Consider the following 26,403-nt stretch of genomic DNA (forward strand, 5'->3'; position numbering starts at 1 on the left):
TACATAATCATAAACTGGCTCATGGCCGCTTTCCAGTCCCTGATGGGCATTGTCCATTTCTTCGAGATCTGGTGAAGTGCCAGATATAGTATCTTCATCACTGAGTCATCCGTCGGGAATGAGCGCCTGGTTTTCGTGATTTTACGCAGGCTAGCATTCAGCGACTCAATGGCGTTCGTGGTGTAAATCACTTTGCGGATTTCCGGCGGATAATCGAAGAACACGCTCAGCCGCTCCCAGTTGTTACGCCAGGACAGGCTAATGCTCGGATGTTCGTCATCCCACCTCTGTGCAAACTCGGTCAGGGCTAACTCAGCCTCGGCCAAAGTCGCTGCGCCATAAATGCGTTTCAGGTCGGCCGCGATGGCTTTACGCTGCTTCCAACTGACATATCGCAGTGAGTGGCGGATTTGATGCACGATACACAGTTGCACTTGGGTTTTAGGGTATACGGCTTCGATTGCTTCTGGGAAGCCCTTGAGGCCATCGACACAGGCAATGAAGATATCTTGCACGCCTCGGTTTTTCAGCTCATTCATGACCGACAGCCAGAACTTCGCCCCCTCTGTTTGAGCCATCCAGAGACCGAGCAATTCTTTCTCGCCGTCCGCGTTGATACCCAAGGCCAGATATACAGATTTATTCTGTACAGCACCCGAATCACGGCTACGTACAACCAGGCAATCGAGATAAACTACGGGGTACACCGAATCAAGCGGGCGCTGCTGCCATTGCTTCACTTCGTCCAGCACTTCATTGGTGACTTGCGAGATAAATGTCGCGGATACATCTACGCCGTAGGACTCCTCAAAATGGGCCTGAATATCGCGGGTTGTCATGCCTCGGGCATACAGCGATATGATGCGGTCATCGAAGCCGCCAAGCTGTTTCTCACCTTTCTTGACCAGCTTAGGGCTAAAGGTGCCGTTGCGGTCACGGGGAATATCCAGGTCAATTTCACCGTGAACGCTGCGCACAGTTTTGCTGGATTTACCGTTACGGGAATTACCGGAGTTATGGCCCTCTTGCGCATGTTTGGCATAGCCGAGATGTTGTTCCATCTCAGCATTCAAGGCGCGTTCTGCGACCTTTTTAGTCAATTGCTTAAGCAGCCCGGCTTCGCCGAGGATATCATCTGGAGAATCACAGCCATCAAGCAGCTGATCGATAAGTTTGTCTGTTATTGGCATTCTGCATTCCTTTCAACAGGTTAAGAATGCCACTTACACAGAGTTTTTTACAGTCTCGTGCATAAGTATCAAATTTCGTAAAAAAAGAGGGAAATATGGCAGGGATTGTATATTTTTTATTTTTAAACCCTGTAACACATTTTGTGCAACTGCCAGTGTTAAATAACATCTTTTAATCGGTCTTCGAATTCGATCACAAATCGATTCAAGGCCGATTTCCAATTTCTTATCGGCATCGTCCATTTTTTAGATGCCTGCTCAATGGCCAAGTAAACCACCTTTTTAGCCGAATCGTCATGCGGAAACAGTTTACGCTTTTTGATGGCTTTGCGGATGACCGAGTTCAGCGATTCGATTGCGTTGGTGGTGTAAATCGCTTTTCTGATATCTTCAGGATAATTGAAGATGGTACTGATGTTTTGTCAATTATTACGCCATGAGATTTGAAGTGGGGATTGTACTCAAATGCATCCATGCATTTGCCCCTGCAGGCGCCTACGCGGTACAAAATGTTCCAGACATTTTGTGAACCCGTGGGGGTCCATGCACCACCCAAATTCCAGGCAATAAAAAACCCCGTGCTTGTCAGCACAGGGTTTCTTTATTGGTGGAGCTGGGGGAGTTTGTATTTATTGCTTAGTGAGTTGATAAATATAGATATTTAAATTAAACAATTTCAAGTTAAGTACATATCAAAGTACTTCAAAGTGATACCTAAATTAACTTTGAACCGCCGTCTGAAAACGCTAATTTAGGCACAAAAATAGTCATGCAAGACTATGTTGACTACTACCTGGTCAAAGCGTAGCAAATAATTGTTTTGTACCCGTGAAATTAATCTCTTTTAATGTAGTATGAATCTCGGTCTAAATGGAATTAATGGTAACGGCTTGAATACATTACTTACTTGGCTTGGCAACAAAGATCTAGAAAACATGGAAACGGAACAGAGTGCAGCCATTGTTGCTCTTGCAATTAAATCACCAAAACCCTTCGATAAAATAGTTATTCTCTCAAATCATCAAGAAGCCAAATGGGATAGATACGAGCGTTTTTTAAGTAAACGTCTTGCTACCATAGGCAGACCTCATGAAAATATATCTATCAACAAAGTGTCGATTATGAGTCCCATTGATTACCCATCTATCGCCAAGGTGACGAAGCATTGGGTCGATAGGCTCAGTGAGGAGGCATCAACGCTTTCTATCAACCTCACCTCGGGTACTCCGGCGATGGCTAGTCTGTCCGTGCTAATAGGAAAAGCAAAGACGAACGTTAGTTTTGTGCAAACTAGCCCTTCGAACGAGTTGTTAGAGGTAGATATTCCATTAGATTTTGCTAACGAATACCGTTATTCGGCGAGTCGAGAGATTGCCAGTAACGCCGCTTCGAAGCCAAAAAGTGAAAAAGCATTTTCCGATATCAACGCTAATTCAATGCCTATGAAGTTGACCGTAGACAAGGCGAAAAAAATAGCAGCTTCAGAGGTGCCCGCATTAATACTTGGTGAGACTGGCACCGGTAAAGAACTAATGGCTAATGCCATTCATAAAGGGAGCTTGCGTGCGGATAAACCTCTGAGGGTTGTTAACTGCGGAGCGCTTGCTGAAAACCTGGTCGACTCCACACTGTTCGGGCATACCAAAGGCGCATTTACAGGTGCAGAAAAAGAGCACGCCGGCTTATTCGAACAGGCCAATGGTGGCACTCTATTTTTGGATGAAGTGGGGGAGTTAAAGCCAGATATTCAAGTGAAATTACTCAGAGCATTGCAGCAAGGCGAAATCACTCGCCTGGGCGATAACAAAACTATTCAGGTTGATGTTCGTATCATTGCAGCGACACACCAGAATTTAACTCAGTTAATAGAGCAGGGATCATTCAGAGAAGACTTATTCTATCGCCTAGCGGTAGGTATCATTGAAATGCCACCGCTTAGAGAACGACTGGATGACTTACCTGATATTGTAGATCAACTTGCTCAGCAAATTAACCAATCGGGAGCAAAGCACCCCGAATACAAAGGTAAAATAATTTCCAAAAGTGGAATAAATTTTATATTAAGCCAGCCCTGGAAAGGTAATATTCGCGAGTTATGGAGTACCCTCAACCGCGCTTTCTTGTGGAGTGAAACTCAACAAGTTGATGAAAATGACCTCATGGCGGCCATGATAAATAGGCAAGCATCAGCTCAAAGCGAAGAGGTGAGCTTATCCTATTCGGATAAAGTTGATATAGTTCAATTAACTGAAAAATATCAAAAAAAATATGTTGAAGCGGCATTAAAGGCCAGTGGTAATGTAAAGAAACATGCGACTGAAATGCTCGGGTTAAAAGACCATCAAACGCTAACAAACTGGATGAAGCGCTTAGGCATTGATAACCACAAATAAACATAGCTGCTAAATTTGGCACTGTATTTGCTAAGTAGGACACAAGGAATCATCAGGAATGAAGCAGTCAATGAACTTTGAACACATTAAAGACAAATGGCCAGAGTTGCACCAGCTAGCCGCATTTGCAGAAGAGTATGCTATCTCTGACCCGCAAAGTGCGCTTGTTAAGCTACGTTGTTTTGCTGAAAAAGTGGTAGGCTTTCTATATAAAGAGCTACGCTTGCCTGTTTTCCCAAATTCCAACATCTATGACAAACTCACGGCTGATGATTTTACCAGCGCTGTGCCCTCGTTAATCACCGATAAGCTGCACGCTATCCGTAAAAGTGGCAACCAAGCAGCTCATGAAGGCAAGGTCGACCAACAGCAGGCTATTTGGATTCTAAAAGAGAGCTATTTCGTTGCCAGCTATTTGTTTATGGCATACGCAGCGGGTAAGCAAAAGGATTGCCCTGAATTTACGGTTCCTGAGCAAAAGCAACCAGATGACCAAAGTGCTAAAGAGTTTGCTACTAAAAATCGTAAGCTTGAAAAACAATTGGCTGACAACCAAAAGCGACTCGACAAAGCCCTTGAAGAACTAGAAGCAGCAGAGCTTGCCCAAAAGCAGGCACAAATAGAGGCAGCTAAACTTAAGCAAGCCATTGATCAAGATAAGCTTCAGCGAGTTCAGTCTCGCAATAAAGAAATCACATCAAGTTTTGACTTTAAAGAAGCTGAAACCCGTGCTCGTATCATAGATATGGACTTACGTGCAGCAGGGTGGGATGTTTCCCTGGGTGAAAAAAGCACCGAAGAAGTCGGTAAAGAAGTTGAAGTGGCGGATCAGCCAACGCCAACAGGCATAGGCTATGTTGACTATGTATTGTGGGACGACGATGGCAAACCACTTGCTGTAATTGAAGCCAAACGCTCGCATGTTTCAGCCGAAAAGGGCCGAGAGCAAGCAAAAATCTACGCGGATGCCTTAGAAAAGCAATACGGCCAACGCCCGGTTATTTTCTACTCCAATGGTTACGACATTCGTATCCTTGATGATGCTCAGGGTTACAACAGCCGCAAATTGTATGGCTATTATTCTAAAGACTCTTTGCAATACCTTATTAAGCAGCGCGGCTTAAAGAAAAACCTAAACCAGACGCCAATTGACTTATCCGTAGCAGGGTATGACTACCAAATCGAAGCCATTACTCGAGTAAGCGAGCGATTCTCTGATAAACATAGAAAAGCGCTGATCGTGATGGCCACGGGCACAGGTAAAACCCGCGTGTCCATTGCACTTGCAAAGCGCCTACTTGATGCGGGCTGGGCAAAGCGTGTGCTCTTCTTGTGTGACCGCAAAGAGTTACGTAAGCAAGCGGCCAAGGCATTTAGTGAACACACCAATGATCCCGTTTACGTGGTTGGCAAGAGCAAAAAGCAAGCCGCGGATAGCAGCCGTGTGTATATCGCAACCTATCCAGGGATGATGCGTATTTTCCAAAAGTACGATGTCGGTTATTTTGACTTAATCGTCGCGGATGAATCGCATCGCTCTATCTACAACATCTATGGCGATATCTTTAAGTATTTTGATGCCCTAGAAGTCGGCTTAACCGCTACTCCCGTTGAGATGGTGTCACGCTCAACCTGTCAGCTATTTGGCTGTGATTTTAAAATGCCCACCGCCAATTATCCGCTAGAGCAAGCAATTGAGCAGCAAAAGCTCGTGCCCTATAAAATTGTCAGTTACACCACCAAGTTTCTGCGTGAAGGGATCAGTAAAGACAATTTAACTGATGAGCAAATCGCCGAGCTTGAAGAGCAGGGGGTTGATGTTAACGAGCTTAACTTCGAATCGAATCAAATTGATGAAGCCGTTAAAAATAAAGACACTAACCGCCTTATTTTGCGCAACTTGATGGAAAAAGGCTTGCGCGATGTCGAAGGTCAATTGCCAGGTAAGTCCATTATCTTCGCCCGGAATATCGCCCATGCTGAATTGCTCTCAGAGCTTTTTGCTGAGATGTACCCGCAGCTTGGCCCTAACTTCTGCCGCGTGATCCACTCAAAATACGAACGGGCAGAAGAGCTAATCGATGACTTCAAATCAACCGAAGAAAACAGCGTTCGCATTGCCGTCTCGGTTGATATGTTAGATACCGGTATTGATGTGCCCGAGTGCATTAATCTGGTTTTTGCCAAGCCAATTAAGTCAAAAGTGAAATTCTGGCAGATGATTGGTCGCGGTACCCGCTTGTGTAAAGACTTGTACGGCCCAGGCCAAGATAAAAAAGAATTCTTAATATTCGACCACTGGGAGAACTTCGACTACTTCGATATGGACCCAGAAGAGGAAGATGTAAAGCAGTCAAAGTCGCTAACCCAAAAGTTATTTGAGTCCAGAGTGCTATTAGCAGAAACAGCATTGAAAAAGGCCGATATAGCCACGTTTGATGAGATCATCAAGCTTATTTACGCTGATATTGATGCCCTGGATATGAATACCATAGCAGTGCGTGATAACTGGCAAATCGTGGAAGCGTGTAAAGATGAAAAGCGCTTAAACCAATTTGCGCCAGAAACCAAAGCTATTTTGTTCGAGCAAATTGCGCCGCTCATGCAATGGCGCAATATTATGGGCCAATCGGAAGCCTATAAACTCGATAATGAAATCGCCGTTATTCAAACTTTACTGTACACTGACCCCGGCCAAATCGACCTGGCGCGACAAGCGCTAATGGTGAAAATATCCGCGCTGCAAATGCACTTAAATGAAGTGCGCGCTAAAGCGGTGTTTATCGCCGAGATTCAACAAGAGCAGTACTGGCAAAACCTAAGCGCATCAATCGATGGCTTTACAGCGTTAGAAAACAGCCGTAAACAACTGCGTAGCATTATCCACTTGCGTGACAAAGGCGTTGCACCACCGCCAACAAATTACGTCATCGATGTGAAAGAAGAGGTTGATGAAATTCGTGAAGGCGCACGGCCAACAAAAATAGTCTCCATCGATTATCAAATTTACCGCCAAGAGGTCGAAAAAACCTTGGCACCATTATTTGATACCGATGCAGTGCTACAAAAAATACGCTCAGGAGAAGCGGTCACCGAGGCAGACTTAGAAACCCTTAATGCTCTGGTGCACATTCAAAACCCAAATTTAGACTTAAACACGTTAAAAGAGTTTTACCCTGACTCAACGGCGGGTCTGGATAAAATTTTGCGCACCATAGTGGGTATGGATAAAGAAGCCATAGAAAATGCTTTTACCGAGTTTGTGCAGCAAACCCACACCCATATGAACGCCAAGCAGCAGCGTTTTATTAGCCTACTGAAAAATCACCTAATGCGCTACGGCATGGTGTCAATTGAGCAGTTGTACGACGCGCCGTTTACACAAGTGCATGATATGGGTCTGGACGGCGTATTTAGCCAAGCACAAGCCGATGTTATCGAGCAATTTATTAAACAATTCGATGTGCAATTAGGCACCAAAAGCACATCGCTTGAACGAGAAATTCAGTTGTAGGTCGGGCGCGAGCCCACCATGAGGAAAAGAAAACAATGATCACAGGTCAGCTTAAAAGCAAAATCGACAAACTTTGGGAAGAATTCTGGACTGGCGGCATTACCAACCCGCTAACCGTTGTCGAACAAATCACCTTTTTAATGTATGCCCGTATGCTCGATATGTCGGAGCAGGCAGACGAAAAGCGTGCGGCTCGCACTAACAAGCCGTTCGCACGCCGCTTCAACGATGACGAGCAACACCTGCGTTGGCAAAACTTTCGCCACCTGGGCGCAAACGAGCTATACACCTTGGTCAAAGACGAGCTGTTTCCTTACTTTTCTAAAACATCGGCGGAAGAATCAACCGAAGGCGCCATCTTCAACGAGTTTATGAAAGACGCCCAGTTGATGATCCAAAAGCAAAGCCTGTTGGTCAAAGCGGTGGAAATGGTCAACGACTTACCCCTTGAAAACTCCGACACCAAGGGTGATTTATACGAATACCTGCTCAGCAAATTGACCACCGCCGGTATTAACGGCCAATTTCGTACCCCGCGCCATATTATTCGTGCCATGGTCGAGATGATGGACCCAGATAAAACCAGCCGTATTTGTGACCCATCAACTGGCACCGGTGGTTTCTTATCTGTGTCTTATGAGTATTTGTTGGAAAAGTACACCTCACCAGAAGGTGTTGAACGCGAACCCATGTTTGACGCCGACGGCAACCCCTTACTCGATAGTGACGGCAAGCAAATTGAGAATGTGCTTTATTCCGGCGATTTAATTGACCCAGAAGACAGACACCACATAGATACCGACATGTTCCATGGTTTTGATTTCGACGCCACCATGTTACGCGTCGCCGCCATGAACTTGGTGATGCACGGTATTAAACAGCCGGATATTCATTATCAAGATACCCTAAGCCAAAGCTTCAGCGATAACTTCCCATCAGAAGCCAAAGAAGGTATGCAAATCATTCTAGCAAACCCGCCATTTAAAGGTTCGTTGGATGAAGAAGATGTGTGCCCGGAATTGCTGCGTAAGGTCAAAACCAAGAAAACCGAGCTGCTATTCGTGGCGCTCATTGAGCGTATGCTGCAAGTAGGTGGGCGCAGTGCCACTATCGTGCCAGACGGCGTATTATTCGGCTCATCTAAAGCGCACCAACAATTGCGTAAACTGCTGGTGGATAACAACCAGTTAGAGGCTGTAATTTCGCTGCCAAGCGGCGTATTTAAACCCTATGCTGGCGTATCAACGGCGATTTTAATTTTCACAAAAGGCGGCACCACCGATCACGTGTGGTTTTATGACGTTCAAGCCGATGGTTTCTCGCTAGATGATAAACGCACACCGATTAAAGAGAACGACCTGCCTGATTTAGTCGCTCAGTTTAAAGCGCGTGATAAAGCTGTTGCCGTTCTTGAAGGTGAGAGCGGAGGAAACGACAAAACTCAAAAGGCGTTTTGGGTTAGCAAAGAAGACATCGTTTCAAATAAATACGATCTTTCCATTAACCGTTACAAAGAAGTAGTTTATGAAGAAGAGCAATACGATCCACCTAAAGAAATTTTAGGCAAGCTGGTATCACTCGAAAATGAAATCTTGGCAGACTTAAAAGAGTTGGAGGCGATGCTGTGAGTTGGCCGATATTTAAGCTTGGTGACCTAGTGACCATCAAAGGTGGTGGTACGCCGAGTAAAAAGGTAGAGGAATATTGGAATGGTGATATTCCTTGGGCTTCTGTAAAAGACCTTAAGGGTAGTGAGATTAGTAGCACTGCTGATTTCATAACTGAAGCTGGTGTTAAAAACTCAGCTACAAACTTAATACCAGCAGGAACTATTCTAACAGCTACACGAATGGCCTTAGGGAGATTTGTTGTTAATTCAGTTGATATGGCAATCAACCAAGACTTAAAAGCTTTGTTTATTAATGATTCGTCTGTCGTTGAACGAAACTATTTAATTAAATTTTTATCTTCTAAAGCTAAATATATTGAAGGGGAAGGAAAAGGAGCAACAGTTAAAGGGATTACTTTAGACTTTTTAAAAGACTTACAAATCCCTCTTCCACCACTCGAAGAACAAAAACGCATCGCTGCGATTTTAGATAAAGCCGACAGCGTGCGCCGCAAACGCCAACAAGCCATCGACCTCGCTGACGACTTCCTCCGCAGCGTCTTCTTAGATATGTTTGGCGACCCTGTCACGAATCCTAAGGGGTGGAAGCTCGGTAGTTTTAGTGATATTAGCGCGATAAACCCTAAGGCCGAAAAATATGATGATGATCTTCCAGTTTCATTTGTGCCAATGCCAAGTGTTTCGGAAGATTCTCATGTTTTGGATGCTTCAGATATTCGACCTTACTCAGAGGTTAGAAAAGGTTTTACAGCTTTTAAAGAAGGTGATGTGCTATTCGCTAAGATTACTCCCTGTATGGAAAATGGGAAAGCTGCGATTGCAACGGGACTGAAAAACGAAACAGGTTTTGGCTCTACGGAGTTCCATGTATTTAGACCTGATAACTCCAACTACGCGCCATTTATATATAGCCTCATTCATTTGCCTCTTTTCAGAAAAATTGCTGCTAGTAACTTCTCTGGCGCTGTAGGTCACAAGCGAGTCCCTAAAGATTTTTTAAGCGATTTTAAACTTATACTTCCACCGATTGAGTTGGTTTTAAAATTTAAAACTATTTTTGAAGCGGTGAACCAAAGCAAAGCTAAGTATTCAGCATATAAATCTGAAAGTAGTGAGCTGTTCAACTCACTAAGCCAAAAAGCCTTTGCAGGCGATTTATGAGCCACAAAGCCGTTAACATGGCAAAGAGCCACACCATCCTTGGCGCTCATCCAGCGTGCCAGCTAGAGGCTGTTCAACTGAGTTCGTTTCTTATAACGAAAGTCAGTTGTGCTGGCGAATTATAGCTATTACCTTAAAGCAAGAATAACAAGGACGTTGATATGTCAGAAGAAGTTGAACAAGAAGAAACAAAATTAAAGCGCATCACCATCAAAACAGAAACGGGCAGCAAATGGTTCGATGACTTAAATAAACTCTCGACATGGATACAAAGGCAGCGCGACTTGTATTCTGTGTATCAACGTGACGCACAACAAAAGCAGCAGTATAAGATACACAACTTGTTTAAGGTCTTTGATCAAAGCTGGAGTGACTTGCAGTTAAATATTAATAGCTCGCTTATGAAGTACCAGCATGATCCTGCTACTTACAACAAGAACGCAGAGGAATTTACTAAAACTTTTTCTTATTATCTTGAGAATAAAGACTTATTCACGGAAGAAAACCCACACCTTAGCTTTTTCCAACAACAAGCAGATAAAAGTATCACACACTACATTGGCGCACTCGCCGTTGCCTTCGATTTTAATGTTACAGAAATTGATAGAGAGATGTATCAAGCGCTTAAAGAGGCGGATGTATACTTTGAGGGCGGTAAAGAGCGAGCCTTAAATGAAGAGACTGGATTGCAGAAACTGAAGGAACGCTGGGACCTTGAGTTTGAAGAGCAGCGTGAGAAGTTGCTAATAGATAACCAGAATGCACTATTAGATTTAATAGAGCATAACGTAACCGCTGAAAAATTGATTTCAAAATGGTCAGAAAGAATAAACTCACAATCAAGTGAGTTAAAGGCTCACAAAGAGCAGTTCAAGAAGAGGCTCGACGATGAATTAGACAGCGCTAAAGATGATTTAGAAAACTTAACTAAAACCTATGACGATAATTTAGCGTTGCATGCGTCTGTGCGCTACTGGGGTATCCAACAGAATAGCCACAATAAAAAGGCTAAAGTCTTTGCCTGGGTGTTGGGTATTACAACAATCTCAGTGTTAGCGAGCATTATCCTCTTCGCACTTCTCGGATTAGATAAACCGTTTAAAGAGGTGGCGGTCAGTAAGCTAGTCACGGCTGCTGCGTTAACAACCTTTGGCATATGGATTATCAAAATTGTGGCAAACATTTTTATGTCGCATCTTCATCTAGCGACTGATGCTCAAGAACGCAGAACCATGATCCACACCTACCTTGCGCTTACTCGCAAAGGGCAAGGGCCAAAAGAAGAAGACCGCCAGCTTATTCTCCAAACCCTATTTAGACCAAGCACAACGGATATGGTCAAGAACGATCAAGGGCCCACCCAGCTTGTCGATATGATTAACCGACTCTCGCCAAAGCAGTAAGGAAATAACAATGGCTCGAGATTTAGCACAATATCAGTTTAACGGCCAACAATACGGCAAAGGTCGCTTGGTTTTAGCCGTGGTTAAAGAGTTCGTTGCACAGCAACACCCAAACTTAGAGCAGTTGAATCAGGCTTTTCCAGTTGAAGTCCAGGGGCGCAGAGGCATTTTCTGTACTGACGATGAGTTCAACGAAAAATTAAAAATATCTGACGATGTGACAAAACGCTTTTTTACAAAAGAAGAAGAAAAGCTGGAAGTTGACGGACAGAAGGTACTGGTTTCGACTCAATGGGGTGCAGGAAACATTGGGCAGTTTTTGGAACGAGCCAAAGCATTAGGCTTTAAAATTGAGAAAGTATCCGCAGAATTAACCGATGAAGACATTATTGAGCAGTTCCTTCATAACCAAGCGTTTGAGAGAAATTATAAGAGCTGGCCGGATGATGTTTTGGATTCATTCTGCCAGTTAATGCGCCATGCTAACGATGCTGGTTTAGATATTTTTACGGTTAATATGGATGCCGGAGGCGCCATTCGAATTGGGCGTAAGGAAAATGATAAGGAAAAGGCTGCAGCGGTACTTGAAACCCTAGAGCCCCAGACAACAAACATTCGTTTTAAAAAGAAGCACCTCACACCTGAAACTTTATCTGAGTTTATCGGCAGCAATAGCCTGCACTCGTTTGCTCAACGTTATCCGGTTTATAGGAAGCCCTATTGGCCAACTGACTACAACGGAAAATCTTTACCTATGACTAATGCCAGAATATGGAAGGTATCACATAGCCCTAATTCAATAGATGCAAACAACAGAGCCTGGCTCGAAGAGAACTCGCTATTAGCCGTACACAGAAATACTGGCAATGGCTCAATCCCTTGTTTTGAGCAAATGAGCGAAGGAGACATTGTCTCGTTGGGTTATGGTAATCAAGTAGCTAGGTTAGTGCGTGTCATCTCAAGCATTGAAACACAGCCCGAGTCTCCATTGGGCGCAGAATGGCTTTTAAGAAAGTATGCACCAGTTAAGAACTTAGATAAGCCAGTGAAATATGAAGGTAAGCACAAACGTTGGTCTCCGCGTTTTAATGGCACTTGTTGGGAAGTGCCTAAACACGAGTACTGGATGTTTGAGCAAGAAATCCTGCAGCCATATTATCAATTGTCACTTGAAGACCTGGGTTTAGAAGTAAGTCAGTTAAACAAACCTGAACAACATAGCGAATCAGCAGAAGCCATGGATAAAACACCGCTCAATCAGATTTTATACGGTCCACCAGGAACCGGAAAAACCTACCACTCGATTCATGCTGCAGTGAAAGCTGCCGAACCTGAAGCATACCGTGAGTTGGGAATAGATGAAAACCAAGGCGCAACAGCGGCACAGCGTTCAGCGTTAACCGAGCTTTATCAGGAGCTTTATGACGAGGGCAGGGTACGGTTTGTAACCTTCCACCAAAGCTACGGCTATGAGGAATTTGTTGAAGGGCTAAAGGCGTCTTCTGATGGTGGCAATATTTCCTATGATGTCGAAGACGGTGTGTTTAAGTCTATTGCAGATGAAGCTAAAAAGTACCAAAAGCCAAAAGAAGCACAGCTTCAATATAGCTTTGATAAAGCTTGGCAAATGTTCATAGAGCTATTGGCTGAAAAGGACTCAGTTGAAGTAAAAATGTCCAAGGCAACATTTAAAGTATTTGATTTCAACGACAGTCGCATCTTTTTTGAGAAGACCAGTGGCAGTAAAGACCACACATTAAGTATCTCGACATTAAAAGCGATTTTTGAGGACAGAAGAGAGTATAACTCTGGCTTGGGTGTGTATTATCGCCCATTAGCTAAATTTTTAAAGGAGTTAGCTGAACCAGAACATATGCCAGAGGTTGGCCGAAAGAATTTCGTGTTGATTATTGATGAGATAAATCGAGGCAATATTTCAAAGATTTTTGGTGAGCTAATTACCCTGATTGAGCCATCAAAACGCTCGGGCCAGGCAGAGACGATAGAAGTCACTTTGCCATATTCTGGCAAGTCTGGTGAGCCGTTCTCAGTGCCGGACAACCTATACATTATTGGCACCATGAATACCGCTGACAGATCGTTAGCCTTGATGGATACCGCACTTCGTCGTCGTTTTGATTTCGTTGAGATGATGCCAGACTACAAGGTTCTGCATGACGATGAAGGACTGCCATATACAATTGAATCCGGCGACTACAACATCAACTTGGCGCAATTACTGAAGACGTTAAACAAACGTATTTCAGCCTTATATGACAGAGAGCATGAGCTAGGTCATGCGTTCTTAATGCCTGTTGTACAGAAGATAAGAGCGTCGGAGCACGTAGCTGCTTTGGATGAACTCGCAAAGTGTTTTAAAAATAAGATTATTCCTTTGCTTGCCGAGTACTTTTTTGAGGATTGGCAAAAAATTCGTTTGGTGCTTGGCGACAATCAAAAACCCAGGCATTACCAGCTTATCCAGCAGTCTAATGTAGATTTTGAGGTTTTGTTCGGTGACAGCGATGAAGTTAACGAGTTGGCAGATGAAGCGAAAGAGTACGAGCTTATAACCCACTACAATCAGCTTTGGCTCGACGCAATAACGTATATTGCTATGTATGAACCTACCAAAGTGACTGGGTAGAGCCAAATGGCAAAGACGGCGAGCAAGCGCAGGAAGTATGTTCACGTATTCGAGTATGGGTTTGTCAGTTCAGATAAGAAAGCGCAACAAAACGAATATGTTGAAGAGATATCAGAGGAAGCATTTAAGTATTTAAAGAAGTGCTGTTTGTGTGATGAGTCTGAATCTCGGTTTTTAAAGCTGAAAATTGCGCACGGCATGGAAGTGTTGCAGGTTCAGAATTACGCTGGCGTTATAATCTGCTCTGATGGCACTCAAATAGAGGTGCTACCAAAAATAGCTAAGGTAAGCGAGCAAGAAGATGCCGCTATAGCCGCTAAAAAATCTCTACTGATGATGCTCAAATCGCTGAAGCAGTTTCGTCATATCGAATCTGAAGTTGCAAGCATAGAGAAACAGAAGATGCCTTTGATGGAAATTTTCATCGCGCAGTTTCTTAAAACCGTGAATGCACTAATAAAAAAAGGCATCAAAAGTGATTACGTCAGGGAACAAAGCAATAGCTCTTTTTTAAAAGGGAAGTTACTTCATAGCCAGCAGCTAAGGCATAACTTTATAAATCGCCATAAATTTTATGTTGAATATGATGCGTATTTGATGGACAGAGCCGAAAACCGTCTCATTCACTCCGCTCTAGCTGCTGTCGCTAAGTACACCACCAGCAATAAAAGCAATAAGCTTATCCAGGAGCTGTTGTTTGCGTTTGATGAGGTGCCGTTGAGTAGCAATTACAGAAATGATTTCTCTAGCATTAAGCTACAAAGAGGCATGCAGCACTATGAAGCCCCTCTAAGTTGGGCGAGATTAATACTTGAGGGCTTCTCGCCACAATCCATGCGAGGTGATCATAAGGCTTATTCATTACTGTTCCCTATGGAGGCGGTATTTGAAAGCTATGTAGCTAAATACCTCAAGAAGCATGTGCCTCATCCTTTAAAGTTGTCAGCGCAAGTACAAAGTAAGTCATTGGTTAGCTACGGCGACAAACACTATTTTCGCTTAAAGCCAGATCTCTACCTTAGCGCAGAAAGTGGCAACGACACGGTATTGGATACTAAGTGGAAGTTAATTGATAAAAGCAAAAAGGCAGGCAAAGACAAATTTGGCCTTTCGCAAGATGACTTTTATCAAATGCTGGGTTATGGCTATAAGTATCTAAAAGGAGAGGGGAACCTAGTGCTCATTTACCCTAGAACCAATACGTTTGATGAGCCCCTTGAGCATACTTTCGTTTATGACCGGGAGCATAAATTGAAGCTCAAAGTGGTTCCGTTTGATGTAAGCCACCAGTGTAAAGATAGGATTGATTTGGCGCTTCTGGGGATGGGGGCGTCTGTTGAACTGTTGTGAGCAAGTAAGGGGTTTATCTATGACAGAGTCATAGCAAAGGGTTACTGTCTTTCCTGTAACCTTTTGCAATAGAAATGTCTGTAAGTTTGAATAATATATAGGCTAAAAAATAATAACAACTATACAGGGAGTTGGTATATGAATACATCTCTATTGGATAACTGCCATTCAGCAGCTCATTGGCTAAGTAGTTTCCTTAGTAGTAGCAGGCGAGAGCAAAAAGCTACGCAACCACTATATCAATTGCACATGACGCAAGCCGAATATTTATCGTTGCGTCTGCTATTGAAATCTAGTTTCTCTATCGTTAACAAGACTACATTTTCAAAAGAGTGGTGTGGTGCATTTACTTTATACTGTGCTGAGTGGTTCCGTCGAGAATACAGTAGTGATTGGAGTTGGCGGTCAATTTACGAAACACTAGATTTTGAATTGACATCCCAACAAATAAGTCAAATTGTACCCAAAGGCCTCTCGGTATATTGGCAAAGGCCACTGTCTAAATTCAGACAAAATCATTCAGACTATTTAGGATCAGTTTTCCGTGAAGGGGGGTTACCATCAAACTTGCTGTCAAGCGACGCAAACAATTATCAGAAAGCTTTCTTTTCGGTATTTGAACGGTATCAAGATGCGAAGGATTTAGGGCCTAAAGCTATTGATAAATTGGTAAGGTCAAGAATAACAAGCCTTCCAGTAACGCTTCAAGGAGATGAGTCAGTTGGTCTCATCACTAATATGGCTGAAAAGCTGGATAGTTTGGTATATCAATTTTCGCTAGACAAGAAAGATGACCCTGCTCAGTATTTGGATGAACAGTACCCCCGTTGGCGAGAAAGCTTCCCTTTACCTTTAGAAAGTTCTATCGGTTCTTTATTTCTAAGTCAGCTTCTATCAAGAGCATCAAAAGAAGTTCGTAAAGTATCAAAAATTAGAAAAGTACTTGGGTGTAGGCATTTTGTTTCTTTTCCCAATGAGGCGATATACACCGAGGTTACGCTTCCACAGAAGTGTCGGTTTGATATTCGTCGGGAGCAATTACAAACTAGTAGAATCGAACTGGCCATTTTTGAAGGGGATAATCAGATAGCTGCATTGGGAACCGGATTTGCTCAGTTTGAGGAAAATGGAACATTCATTCGATTACGTAATGCTAGGGTGAGGGTCAAGAGGGAAAAATTGGCTAGTGAGTTATACCTAGTTGCACTTCAAGCTGGTTGTAAGCTGTCAGAAGTGCGTTTAGCTTCGAGTGCGGTTGATATATATGAAGCTCCAATTACAGCCGTAAAACAAGATTATGAATGGTTAATTATCAGCCAATCATCAATTACAACAAAGTACAAACAAGTAGGATTGATTGCCCCGGCGGAATCAAATTTATCTCTAGAGTATGGATCGTTAGATGATACGAAATATAAATTTGATGAGCTAAAGCTGAAAATTTTAGTCGGGAAGTGTCGTATTACCCTATCTACTCAAGAGTCTTATGTTATCACTACAGACTCTGAGGATATTTGGGATTGTGACTTTACCCTATCGGGTGAGCAATTGCCGTGGAAGACAACTCCTGCATTGGTTTTCAAAGGGGTACCAAAAATTGTCAGAGGTTTAGCCAAGTCTGAGTTTGAACACTTAGATGAGGTCACCACTTGCCTTAACGGTCATGCAGTTGAAAGCTTGAGTTCTACTGAGTTGTATGGTCGCCAATTACTTACTGTAACATCTCAAAATAGTATTACGCAGCTGCGCAAACGGATCGGCATTTTGCCAAACGATTTTGAAGTCGAATTGCTCAATGGCGATTCTCCAACTCAGGGAATTATAAGATTGAAGACACACTCCCCTTGTACTTGGAGTGTTAAATCGGATGATGTAGAGGTTGTCTCATCACGGCGGGATGGCGAGGTAAAGGAAATTGTATTAAACGCAAAGGGTAGTCCACCAGCGGTAGTTACTTTGGCGGTACAAGCAAATATTGTCTCTGCACCAATACTTATCGATGTTCCATTTCCAGCTAAAGGAGTGATTGCATATGATCGAAATAATAAAACGCTCGCCAGGCGCCTTACGGTAAATGAGCTTTTGGGCAGTCGACTGCACTTATTCGCTACTCAGGGAGTTCCCGCTAAGTTTCAAGTAGAGGCCGTACTCAAGTCAATTCAGGGAGGAAGCGCATCACCTTACTACAGGTGGCATTACATAGTTTCTGATAAGCCACTAGAAGTAAGCCTTTATGGATTAAAGGACTCTTTGTTGGAATTGTTGTCGCTAAATGAACAACTCGATGGGGAAGTGCAACTACACGTATCAGGTCCAGGTAAAAACCTAACTTTCACCATCAGTCACTATTCAACGACTTTGGAACACGAGTTGACAAAAAATTCTGTATTTGCACGTTCGACGAAAATTATAGACTCTGAGTCAATAAAACCAGTTTTGATGTCACTTTATGCTCCTGAACAAAAACCTTTACCACTTTGCGCTAGGGAAAGTGAAGGGGTTGAGACTGGAGAGTTTTTATTACCCACATGTATTGAGAGCAGTGGTCCCTGGCTTGTAGTTCCTGATAGGGATTCAGGCATTTACTTCCGCGCTAAGTTTTTTGGCGGCAGTCCAGAGCAGGTCAATGACCAACAGGTTAATACGCTTCAAAAAGCAGCCATGCTTTATCACCCTCACGACAATCCAGATGTAATATCTAATGTTTTAAATCAAATGGCTGAAAATTGGTCACATAGTGGTTGGCAGTACCTCAAAGATACATACAGGAACTATGATTATTTACCTCTTTCGACGTTTGAAGTTTGGCGCCATCTAGTTCGTAATTATCGAGCACTGGCTGTTTGCTTATTTGTTTTTGAAAATGACGCAAAATTCATCGCACAAATTGAGCGAGAGCTTCCGGTGTTTTGGGAGTTAATTCCTATAAGGCACTGGTGTCATGCGGTTAACTTAATGACTGAGGTCTTGGAGAATGTGGGCATTAGCTCAGAAGACGTTAGCGAGTTAGTCATTACAAGTATCAAGACTCTTGGTCAGTCTATCCCCGTGTTCGGTGGGGAAGAATCCCAGAAGCTTTTGTGTAGCCAGCAGGTTAGAGGGCTACCAGTACCGATTATTAAATCCATGGTTGACGGTTGGTATCAAGAGCTACTTAGGGTGCATAGAGAAGATGACTACTGGCCGACCGAGTTCGGTATTGAAATTCAAGATATTTGTTTGACTACTAGCACTCTACCATTTGAATTATCTGTAAACATGAATTACCAGACAGGAGTGGTGTATTTGCCACTGTTAACGGCGTTAATTGCTTCTGACCAATTGAAGGGAGGGGCATTGGAAATATTACCCAAAGACGCGTTATTCCACCTACGCAAGCTGAGGGACTTTGACCGCGAATGGTTTGAATCTGTCCATCGTTGTTTTCTGTCACACTTTGTTTATGTAATCAATAAGGAAGAGTCATGAACCGCTATTTTTCAGAACTTGTTGCACAATCAGTGACTCGCGCCACAGAGTCAACTTTAAGTGTTTTGGGTATAACCGATCCTAGTTTACGTACCCATCTGTCAAAACAGATGACTTCAGAGTGTGGTCAGGAAGATGCGTTTTTGGCCCCTCCTTTGTTCGAACATATGTTTGGCTGGGAGTTTGCTGAGCTAAGAATATCGGATTTAAAGGGTAATTTGCTGTCGGAGGCTGTTGTTGACGCCTTAGATGATAAAATAAACGACCGCTACCGTTTTGAAGCAGGCTTCAAGCCATTTAGGCATCAGTTGGATGCCTGGGAAACACTTTTACAACCGGAAGCTAAATCGGTTGTGGTTACATCAGGAACGGGGTCAGGTAAAACCGAGTGCTTCATGGTTCCTGTTATTGAAGACCTATATCGAGAATACAAACAAAAGAGAGCACCTTTGGTTGGGGTGAGGGCTCTATTTTTGTATCCGCTCAACGCCCTCATCAACTCTCAGCAAGAACGTCTAAATGCATGGACTCAGCATTTTGGTGAAGGTATTCGGTATTGTCTCTACAACGGTAATACGGAAAACAGTGAGAACAAACAAAGAAGCGAGCAAAAGTTACGACCTAACGAGGTGCTATCTAGAGAGCTGATGCGTAAGGAACCTGCGCCGATCCTAGTTACAAATGGCACCATGCTCGAGTATATGCTGGTCCGTCAGATAGATGCTCCTATCATTGAGCGCTCTAAACAGGAAAAGTCTTTACGTTGGATTGTACTTGATGAGGCCCACACATATGTAGGTTCGCAAGCTGCGGAGTTATCTTTGCAATTACGTCGCGTTCTTCAGGCATTTGGAGTAGAGGCGAAAGACGTTCGCTTTGTAGCAACTTCTGCGACGATTGCAGGCGCTGAAGCTGAGGAACAGCTGAAGTTATATTTATCAGATTTGGCTGGTGTATCTGTCAATCAGATTAAAGTAATCGGAGGAAGGCGTGTTATCCCAGAGTTAGACTTTAAGGACGATGAAGATCGCACTCTGGAACAACTGGAATCCATAGAGCCCTTGGGAGAGGAAATTAATCAATCCAAAAATAATAACGCTGAAGTATCCAGAAAGCGCTATAACGCCTTAGCTGCTTCAGCATTCGCAAGGGCACTAAGAGAAGTAGTGGTGAGTAGCAAAGCTCCGCTTACTCTTAGTGAAATAAATAGGAAAGTAGCTACACAGCTGAATCAAAATGTAATCCCGCAAGACGAGCTGTTGCGCTGGTTAGATTTACTTACAGGGACTAAAGAATCCTCCTCTTCCGAGGCGTTTCTGAAACTACGGGCACACTTTTTCCAGCGAATGACGAGTGGTATCTGGAGTTGTATCGATAAAAATTGCACTAAAAAACAAGCAAATAATCTGGCTGAAAGCTGGCCATTTGGAAATGTTTATGCGGTTCAGAGACAGCGATGTGACTGCAGTGCGCCGGTTCTTGAATTGAGTTTTTGTGTCGAGTGCAATGAGCCTCATTTAATGGGAAGAGATAAAAATGGTATTTTGACCCAATGGAACGGCAGCACTGGAGATGAGTTTTCACTGCAAGACGAGCAGGCGGAAGAAACTGATAACGATATACAGTATTTAGATGATTCTGCAAGTTCACCCGCTATGCTTTCTAGCAAGCAGGACAATAATGGTTTTTATATACCAACCAAAATTGCTGCAGATGGCTTGATTGGTTCTTTAAGCGCTGACGGTTATGATCTCAATCTATCTATAGAAAAACAGCAAACTTGCGTTGGTTGTGGCTTCGAAGGGTATAGTGGGAGCTCTCCTTTTAGAAGAGCTATTCTTGGTGCACCGTTCTATATCGCTAATGTAGTGCCAACGCTCTTAGAATTTTGTCCTGATATCTCTGTAAAATCAGGCGAGCCAGGACCACAATCCTTACCAGCGAGAGGGCGTAGGTTAATCACTTTTACAGATAGTCGACAGGGAACAGCTCGACTATCTGTAAGAATGCAGCAAGAAGCCGAACGGTCAAAGCTTCGTGGCGCGATTCAAGAGGTACTGAGAGAGAAGCAGCTAACTCACCTCAATAATAAAGAGCAACCGGCTGAGGGCACAACGGCTTCAGAACTTTTAGAGCAAGCTGGTCAACTCAGAAAAATGGGGATGACCCAGATGGCTAACGATTTAGAGTTAAAGGCTAAGTCTATCGAGTCTGGAGCGCCAACGATAGAATTAATTGAAGTTCCTTGGAAGGATATGGTGGCAGCATTAGCTAAAAAGAGTGACTTCCAGGGCGGGATGTTACTTTATAATCAATACCTTTCACCTGAAGTATTTAAAGAAAATGACGGAAGTATAAAGCTTGCCGACATGCTACTGTTTCGAGAGTTTGCGAGAAGACCCAAAAGGCAAAATAACTCAGAGACTCAAGGGCTTGTGAAGTTAGGTTATGTAGGGTTAGGTAATATCAATAAATGCCCAGAACATTGGCTCGACTTTGGGCTGTCTCTAGAGGATTGGCAAGACTTTATTAAGGTATCGTTGGACTTCTTTGTGCGGGATAACAGCTACTTAAGAATTGAAGAAGGCGGCTGGTTAAAGTGGATAGGTACCAAGTTTGCCTCCAAGACACTAAGAAACCCGACTTCGGAGGAAGATGACGAGATTAGAGTAAAAAAATGGCCTCAAATTCGTAGTTCCAATTTAAATAGGCTTGTGAAACTACTTGTTGCGGCCACAAATATTGACCCTAATAGTGCCTACGGTAAAGATGTTATCAATAGTTGGTTGCAGGCAGCTTGGAGTGAGTTAACTAGCACTCCAGGCGCTAATGTTTTATCAGTAGACGGTAATCAATACTCGCTGGATAGAGAGAAAATCACTTTTTCACTTGTCGATAAGGTCTACATTTGCCCCGTAACGAATAAGCTCCTGGACACTACGTTCAAAGGAATTTCTCCCTATTTACCACGGCAAGTAAAAGATGTAAGCGCCTTCAAATGTATTGAAATTGATTATCCCCATGTCTGGGAAATAGATGCAAAGCAGCTTGACTATCAAAAAGGCCTTATGCACATCAGAGACAGAGTGCGACAAGATGGAAAAATTGCACAACTCAGGGAGAAAAATCTATGGACAGATATCAATGATAGAGCTGTTGAGGGAGGATTTTATTACCGAACAGCTGAGCACTCTGCCCAACAAAGCTCAAATCGGCTAAATGAATATGAGGATTTGTTTAAAAAAGGAAAAATTAACGTCTTAAATTGTTCTACAACTATGGAAATGGGCGTTGATATAGGTGGCATATCTGCCGTAGTGATGAATAATGTTCCTCCACATCCAGCTAATTACCTTCAGCGAGCAGGGCGAGCGGGTCGTAGCAAAGAGTCGAGAGCGATTTCTTATACGTTATGTAAAGGAAACCCTCATGATCAGCAAGTATTTTCAAATCCAAAATGGCCTTTCGTAACAGAAATTCCCGCACCATATGTAGCTTTTAATTCCGAGCGTCTAGTTCAACGACATGTAAATTCTTTGCTTTTGTCTCTGTTTCTCAAGGACAAAATAGGAGTTACCTCTAAAGAGAAAACCTCATTAAATTTGGAGTGGTTTTACTTACCTTCAGGTGACTCCATTTGTGATCAATTTTTATCTTGGCTTGAAACCGAAAGCCAGGAGCGGGACAAAGGTATTGAGTCACTGGTGCGAGGAACCGCCTTAGCAAAATGTATTCCGGCAGCTCTGCGTAATAACGCTGTACAGACGGTCAAGCGTCTCAAGGAAAGGTGGTTTAAGGAGTATCTCTATTTGGAAGAAGAGATTTTAAGTGCTCAACCAGAAACTCCTTATGCGTATCGCCTATCAATTGAAAAGACTCGATTAGGGAAGGAGTATTTGCTTAGAGAGCTCGCATCAAAATCCTTTTTACCTGGATATGGTTTCCCAACAGATGTAGTCAACTTTGACAACAACAATATTGAAGATTTTATTAGAGATAAAGAGCAAAAAGAGGCTAAGAAGGGTGACAGAGAAGACAATGTTTCTCGATTCAGAGGCCTTCCTAGCCGTAATTTAGCTATCGCAATAAGAGAGTACGCACCCGGCTCAGAGATTGTACTTGATGGAAGAGTATTTAGGTCCGGAGGAGTCGCATTACATTGGCATAATGTGTCTGATTCTGGAGGTAAGGAGGCGCAGAAGTTTGATTTGGCTTGGCGTTGCGATAGCTGTGGCCAAACTGGCTATGAGACTGAAGTATCGGCTTCTTCAGTAGATATGAGTTGCACAAATTCTGCATGTGGAGCGCGTATAAGGCCTAAACATATTAGGCAAGTATTGCAACCAACAGGATTCGCTACTGATTTTTATAAGTCTCCTTCCAATGATATTTCTTCGCAAAAATTTATACCTGTTGAAGATGCGTGGGTGTCAACGGGTAAAGCACAGGGCGTGACGTTACCAAATAAGAAAATGGGATATATGGTTTCAACTACAGAGGGAACTGTGTTCAATCACAGCTCTGGAGAGAATGGCAAAGGGTATGCTCTGTGCATGGCATGTGGTCGTGCTGAATCACTAGATAAAAATGGAGATTTTCCTGGCAACTTTAACCCGCTGCATGCTCATAGGCCATTAAAAGCCGTTAAGGCTGATAAGTCTGGCGACGGAGAGGTGCAATGTGATGGTTCGGGAACTCTAATGCAGGGTATACACCTGGGGTGCCACTCAAAAACAGATGTGTTTGAGCTCGTACTTAAACATCCTGTTACTAATGAGTATATTCGTGATGATGCCGAAGGCGTAATAGTTGCTAAAACTTTAGCTGTATCGCTTCGCAGTGCTTTGGCTAAAGAGTTGGGTATAGCTACCTCGGAAATTGGATATGCGACACGGCCAGCAATAGTAGAAGGACATAGTCATGCAATGGTTATTCAGCTTTATGACATGATCTCTGGTGGCGCAGGCTTTTCAAGCTCAGCAAACTTCCATATTCAGAAAATCTTGGCAGGTATGGTGTTAAATTTAGAGTGTGAAAAGTGTAATAGTGGTTGCAGTGACTGCCTGCTTGATTCTGATACTCGTCATGATGTCGACAGTATCAATAGTGAAATTGCTCGTGATTGGATAGGAAAGGAGTTTCTTCTTTTCAACTTAGCACCACCGGAGTTCGATTCTATCTCTGATGCTGAATATCAACCATGCAGCTTGGCTAGTGCTATAAGGCATCAAATAAATCATGGGCTAAAGAATTTAACTCTGTGGCTTAGCGATGATATTGGTGAATGGGATCTAACTCACCCGGCATTTAAGCGTTCAATCACTACTTTTTTGACATCAGATAACTTGAAGTTAACCATAGCTGTTCCATCAAGAGAGCTAGGAAATGATACCTTAGAAGAGCTTTGGTCATTACAAAAATTAGGTGCAACGATCGCAGTAGGACTATCACGCCATCCTCAAATTGCAGCACAGATGACGACGCAAGATAGCGTTATATCATTAGCGAGCTCTGATGAGACGAATGTAATACCGGGAGAGTCATGGTTATGTGCTGGTGGAACAGTGGTACTGAGCCGTAAAGAGGCAGCTCTCCCATTTGAAAAGTTTGATATACCCCTTGATAGTTTGATTTCTAATACATCCTCTATGATGAGGGATTCGTTAGAGATAGTTGATGGATTGAATGGGAGTTTAATTGCTTTTGGTGACAAGTTTTGGAGTGAAATTTTAACCACGAACCCAGAGCTAAATTCGTTACTAGAAAGTGGACAGGTAAACTCTATTAAATATAGTGACCGATATATTCAGAACCCCTCGTCAATGATGATGTTAGCTGAAATTTTCAGTTCCATTTGTAAGCGTTTTAATTCAGTACAATCAATAGCTCTTGAATCGCTATATCACACCAAAGATAGGCTTGGTAAATTCCTTCATCATGATTGGCAGGACGAGGATGACTTTGTTTTGGCTTATAAGGTGTGGCTAGAGTATAAGACGGGTATTAAGCCTCAATTTAATTGCTATCAAGCGCGCAGAGATATAGCGCATAGAAGGCTCTTAATCCTGGAAATGGGTTCAGGGCAACAGTTAACTATAAAACTAGACCAGGGAGTTGGATATTGGCAACTAAAAGAAAACTACTCAAGATTTTCATCCGTTAAGTTCGACTTTTATACAACTATCGAAGCGCAGTTGAAAAGCCTTAAGGAGTTAGAACCAAATCTAGCTGTGAAGAACAGTGAAGATTGGTCAACCGACATTACATATAAAGTTCAATAGCGACGTTTCACAACAATATTAGAGAGGTAAGTCCTGACAATGACACCTCTCTTTCAAAATAAAAATTATAGAAACGACCAAGCGGAAAGGAGTTTTATTAAATGGTGTATAGCGATTGTGGTGAGTATTAGTATGCAACCGTTAACAAAAGAGCGAAGTATATCTATAGGAGTAAAGGAGCATTCAAGTGCCTTTATCCCGAGTGCATTAGCTAAGCTGCATAGAGAAGGTTACCTAAATAGCTTATTTCAAAAAGTTCTTGGTGAACTTGGAGATCATAGCATTGAAGTTGAAGGTGACCCCGTAGAAGCATATAGAGAAGCGGTTGAGGCGTCTGATGTTATTATGTGTGTGATTCATAGACATCATTTCAATATACTTGGTGTCTATGAACAGAGAAATTCAACAGCGGCTTACCTGGATTAAGCTGTATGAAGAGACCAATGATGCGGGTTTGGTTTGCCGTAGGTGTGGTATTTCCAGACCAACCCTCCGTAAATGGTGGAAGCGGTATTCTGAGCAGGGTATTGATGGGCTGAGCAGTCAGAGTAGACGCCCTCATAACTCACCGAACGCTAAAATCGACGACAATCTAGAAACCTTAATATTGGAAATGCGCTCGGTGAGAAATTTGGGAGCGAGGCGCTTGCAAACAGAGTTACTGAGACTCCATGAGATTTCATTATCGCTGGCAACTATTCATAAAGTGCTTTCAAATCACGATGTGAAACCCATCAAGAAGTTTCGCCGAAAAGTTGATTTCATTCGATATGAACGGCCACTTCCAGGTGATCGAGTTCAAATGGACACCTGCAAACTGGCTCCAGGGCTTTATCAATACACATCTGTTGATGACTGCACTAGATATAGGGTTTTAAGGGTTTATAAGCGTCGTACTGCGGCAAATACGCTTGATTTTTTAGACTGTGTAATTGAGGAAATGCCATTCCCTATACAACGTATCCAGACAGATCGTGGGCGTGAATTCTTCGCAGAGAAAGTTCAAAGAAAAATGATGGAGTATGGAATAAAGTTTCGGCCAAACAAGCCTGGTTCGCCTCATTTAAATGGAAAAGTTGAGCGCTCACAAAAGACAGACAAATCCGAATTTTATGCAACTATCGACATCGATTCAGATGACTTGCATGAACAACTTTCAGAGTGGCAGCACTATTACAATTGGACGCGGCCACATTCAGCGCTGAAGGGAAAAACTCCAATGGAAAAATATATCGAGCTCAGCGAGGAAACGCCGTTTTCAGATGAAGTTCAAAGGGAATATGACCTATCGAAAGAGCGTGTTCAAGATGCTAATTACAAAAGAGATTTAGAGATCGCCAGATTGAAACGATCTCAGTGAATCACA

12 protein-coding genes and 1 pseudogene are annotated in these 26,403 nt (G+C 43.0%); 11 read left to right on the top strand and 2 right to left on the bottom strand.

The genetic code is table 11. The features are described 5' to 3' along the window. Positions 1–1,190, bottom strand: a 1,190-nt coding sequence (locus WCN91_RS02175; protein ID WP_342675856.1) for an IS256 family transposase, incomplete at its 3' end; no start/stop codon positions are given. Between the two features lie 158 nt (positions 1,191–1,348). After that, a pseudogene (locus WCN91_RS02180) lies at positions 1,349–1,612 on the bottom strand (transposase); the annotation flags it as partial. A 432-nt stretch (positions 1,613–2,044) separates the two neighbouring features. On the opposite strand from WCN91_RS02180, the gene WCN91_RS02185 reads away from it, so the two are divergent. From WCN91_RS02185 to WCN91_RS02235, 11 genes are all read left to right on the top strand, one after another. Further along, positions 2,045–3,583, top strand: a complete 1,539-nt coding sequence (locus tag WCN91_RS02185) for a sigma-54 interaction domain-containing protein (RefSeq protein WP_342675858.1) — start codon at positions 2,045–2,047, stop codon at positions 3,581–3,583. Between the two features lie 58 nt (positions 3,584–3,641). Continuing rightward, complete coding sequence (locus WCN91_RS02190; protein ID WP_342675860.1) at positions 3,642–7,097, top strand: DEAD/DEAH box helicase family protein; 3,456 nt, start codon at positions 3,642–3,644, stop codon at positions 7,095–7,097. A 35-nt stretch (positions 7,098–7,132) separates the two neighbouring features. Next, positions 7,133–8,725, top strand: a complete 1,593-nt coding sequence (locus WCN91_RS02195) for a type I restriction-modification system subunit M (protein WP_342675862.1) — start codon at positions 7,133–7,135, stop codon at positions 8,723–8,725. Continuing rightward, positions 8,722–9,888 (top strand): restriction endonuclease subunit S, encoded by a 1,167-nt coding sequence (locus WCN91_RS02200; RefSeq protein ID WP_342675864.1) that lies wholly within the window; start codon positions 8,722–8,724, stop codon positions 9,886–9,888. Before WCN91_RS02195 ends, WCN91_RS02200 begins: the two co-directional genes overlap by 4 nt. A 161-nt stretch (positions 9,889–10,049) precedes the next feature. Then, positions 10,050–11,291, top strand: coding sequence for a DUF6161 domain-containing protein (locus WCN91_RS02205; RefSeq protein WP_342675865.1), 1,242 nt, complete (start codon positions 10,050–10,052; stop codon positions 11,289–11,291). 10 nt (positions 11,292–11,301) lie between these two features. Further along, on the top strand, positions 11,302–13,938 hold the full coding sequence (locus WCN91_RS02210; RefSeq protein ID WP_342675867.1) for an McrB family protein: 2,637 nt from the start codon (positions 11,302–11,304) through the stop codon (positions 13,936–13,938). Between the two features lie 6 nt (positions 13,939–13,944). Further along, entirely contained in the window at positions 13,945–15,288 is a 1,344-nt protein-coding gene (locus WCN91_RS02215) for an McrC family protein (RefSeq protein WP_342675869.1), read from the top strand. A gap of 138 nt (positions 15,289–15,426) precedes the next feature. Further along, entirely contained in the window at positions 15,427–18,756 is a 3,330-nt protein-coding gene (locus WCN91_RS02220) for an STY4851/ECs_5259 family protein (RefSeq protein ID WP_342675871.1), read from the top strand. Beyond that, a complete protein-coding gene (locus WCN91_RS02225; RefSeq protein ID WP_342675873.1) occupies positions 18,753–25,037 on the top strand; it encodes a DEAD/DEAH box helicase in 6,285 nt (2,094 codons plus the stop codon). Before WCN91_RS02220 ends, WCN91_RS02225 begins: the two co-directional genes overlap by 4 nt. 39 nt (positions 25,038–25,076) lie before the next feature. Further along, complete coding sequence (locus tag WCN91_RS02230; protein ID WP_342675875.1) at positions 25,077–25,463, top strand: hypothetical protein; 387 nt, start codon at positions 25,077–25,079, stop codon at positions 25,461–25,463. Then, positions 25,426–26,397, top strand: a complete 972-nt coding sequence (locus WCN91_RS02235) for an IS481 family transposase (protein ID WP_342675876.1) — start codon at positions 25,426–25,428, stop codon at positions 26,395–26,397. Before WCN91_RS02230 ends, WCN91_RS02235 begins: the two co-directional genes overlap by 38 nt. Positions 26,398–26,403: the final 6 nt, after the last annotated feature.

Source organism: Pseudoalteromonas qingdaonensis, from assembly GCF_038739665.1.
In the GTDB taxonomy this organism is placed as follows: Bacteria; Pseudomonadota; Gammaproteobacteria; order Enterobacterales; family Alteromonadaceae; genus Pseudoalteromonas; species Pseudoalteromonas qingdaonensis.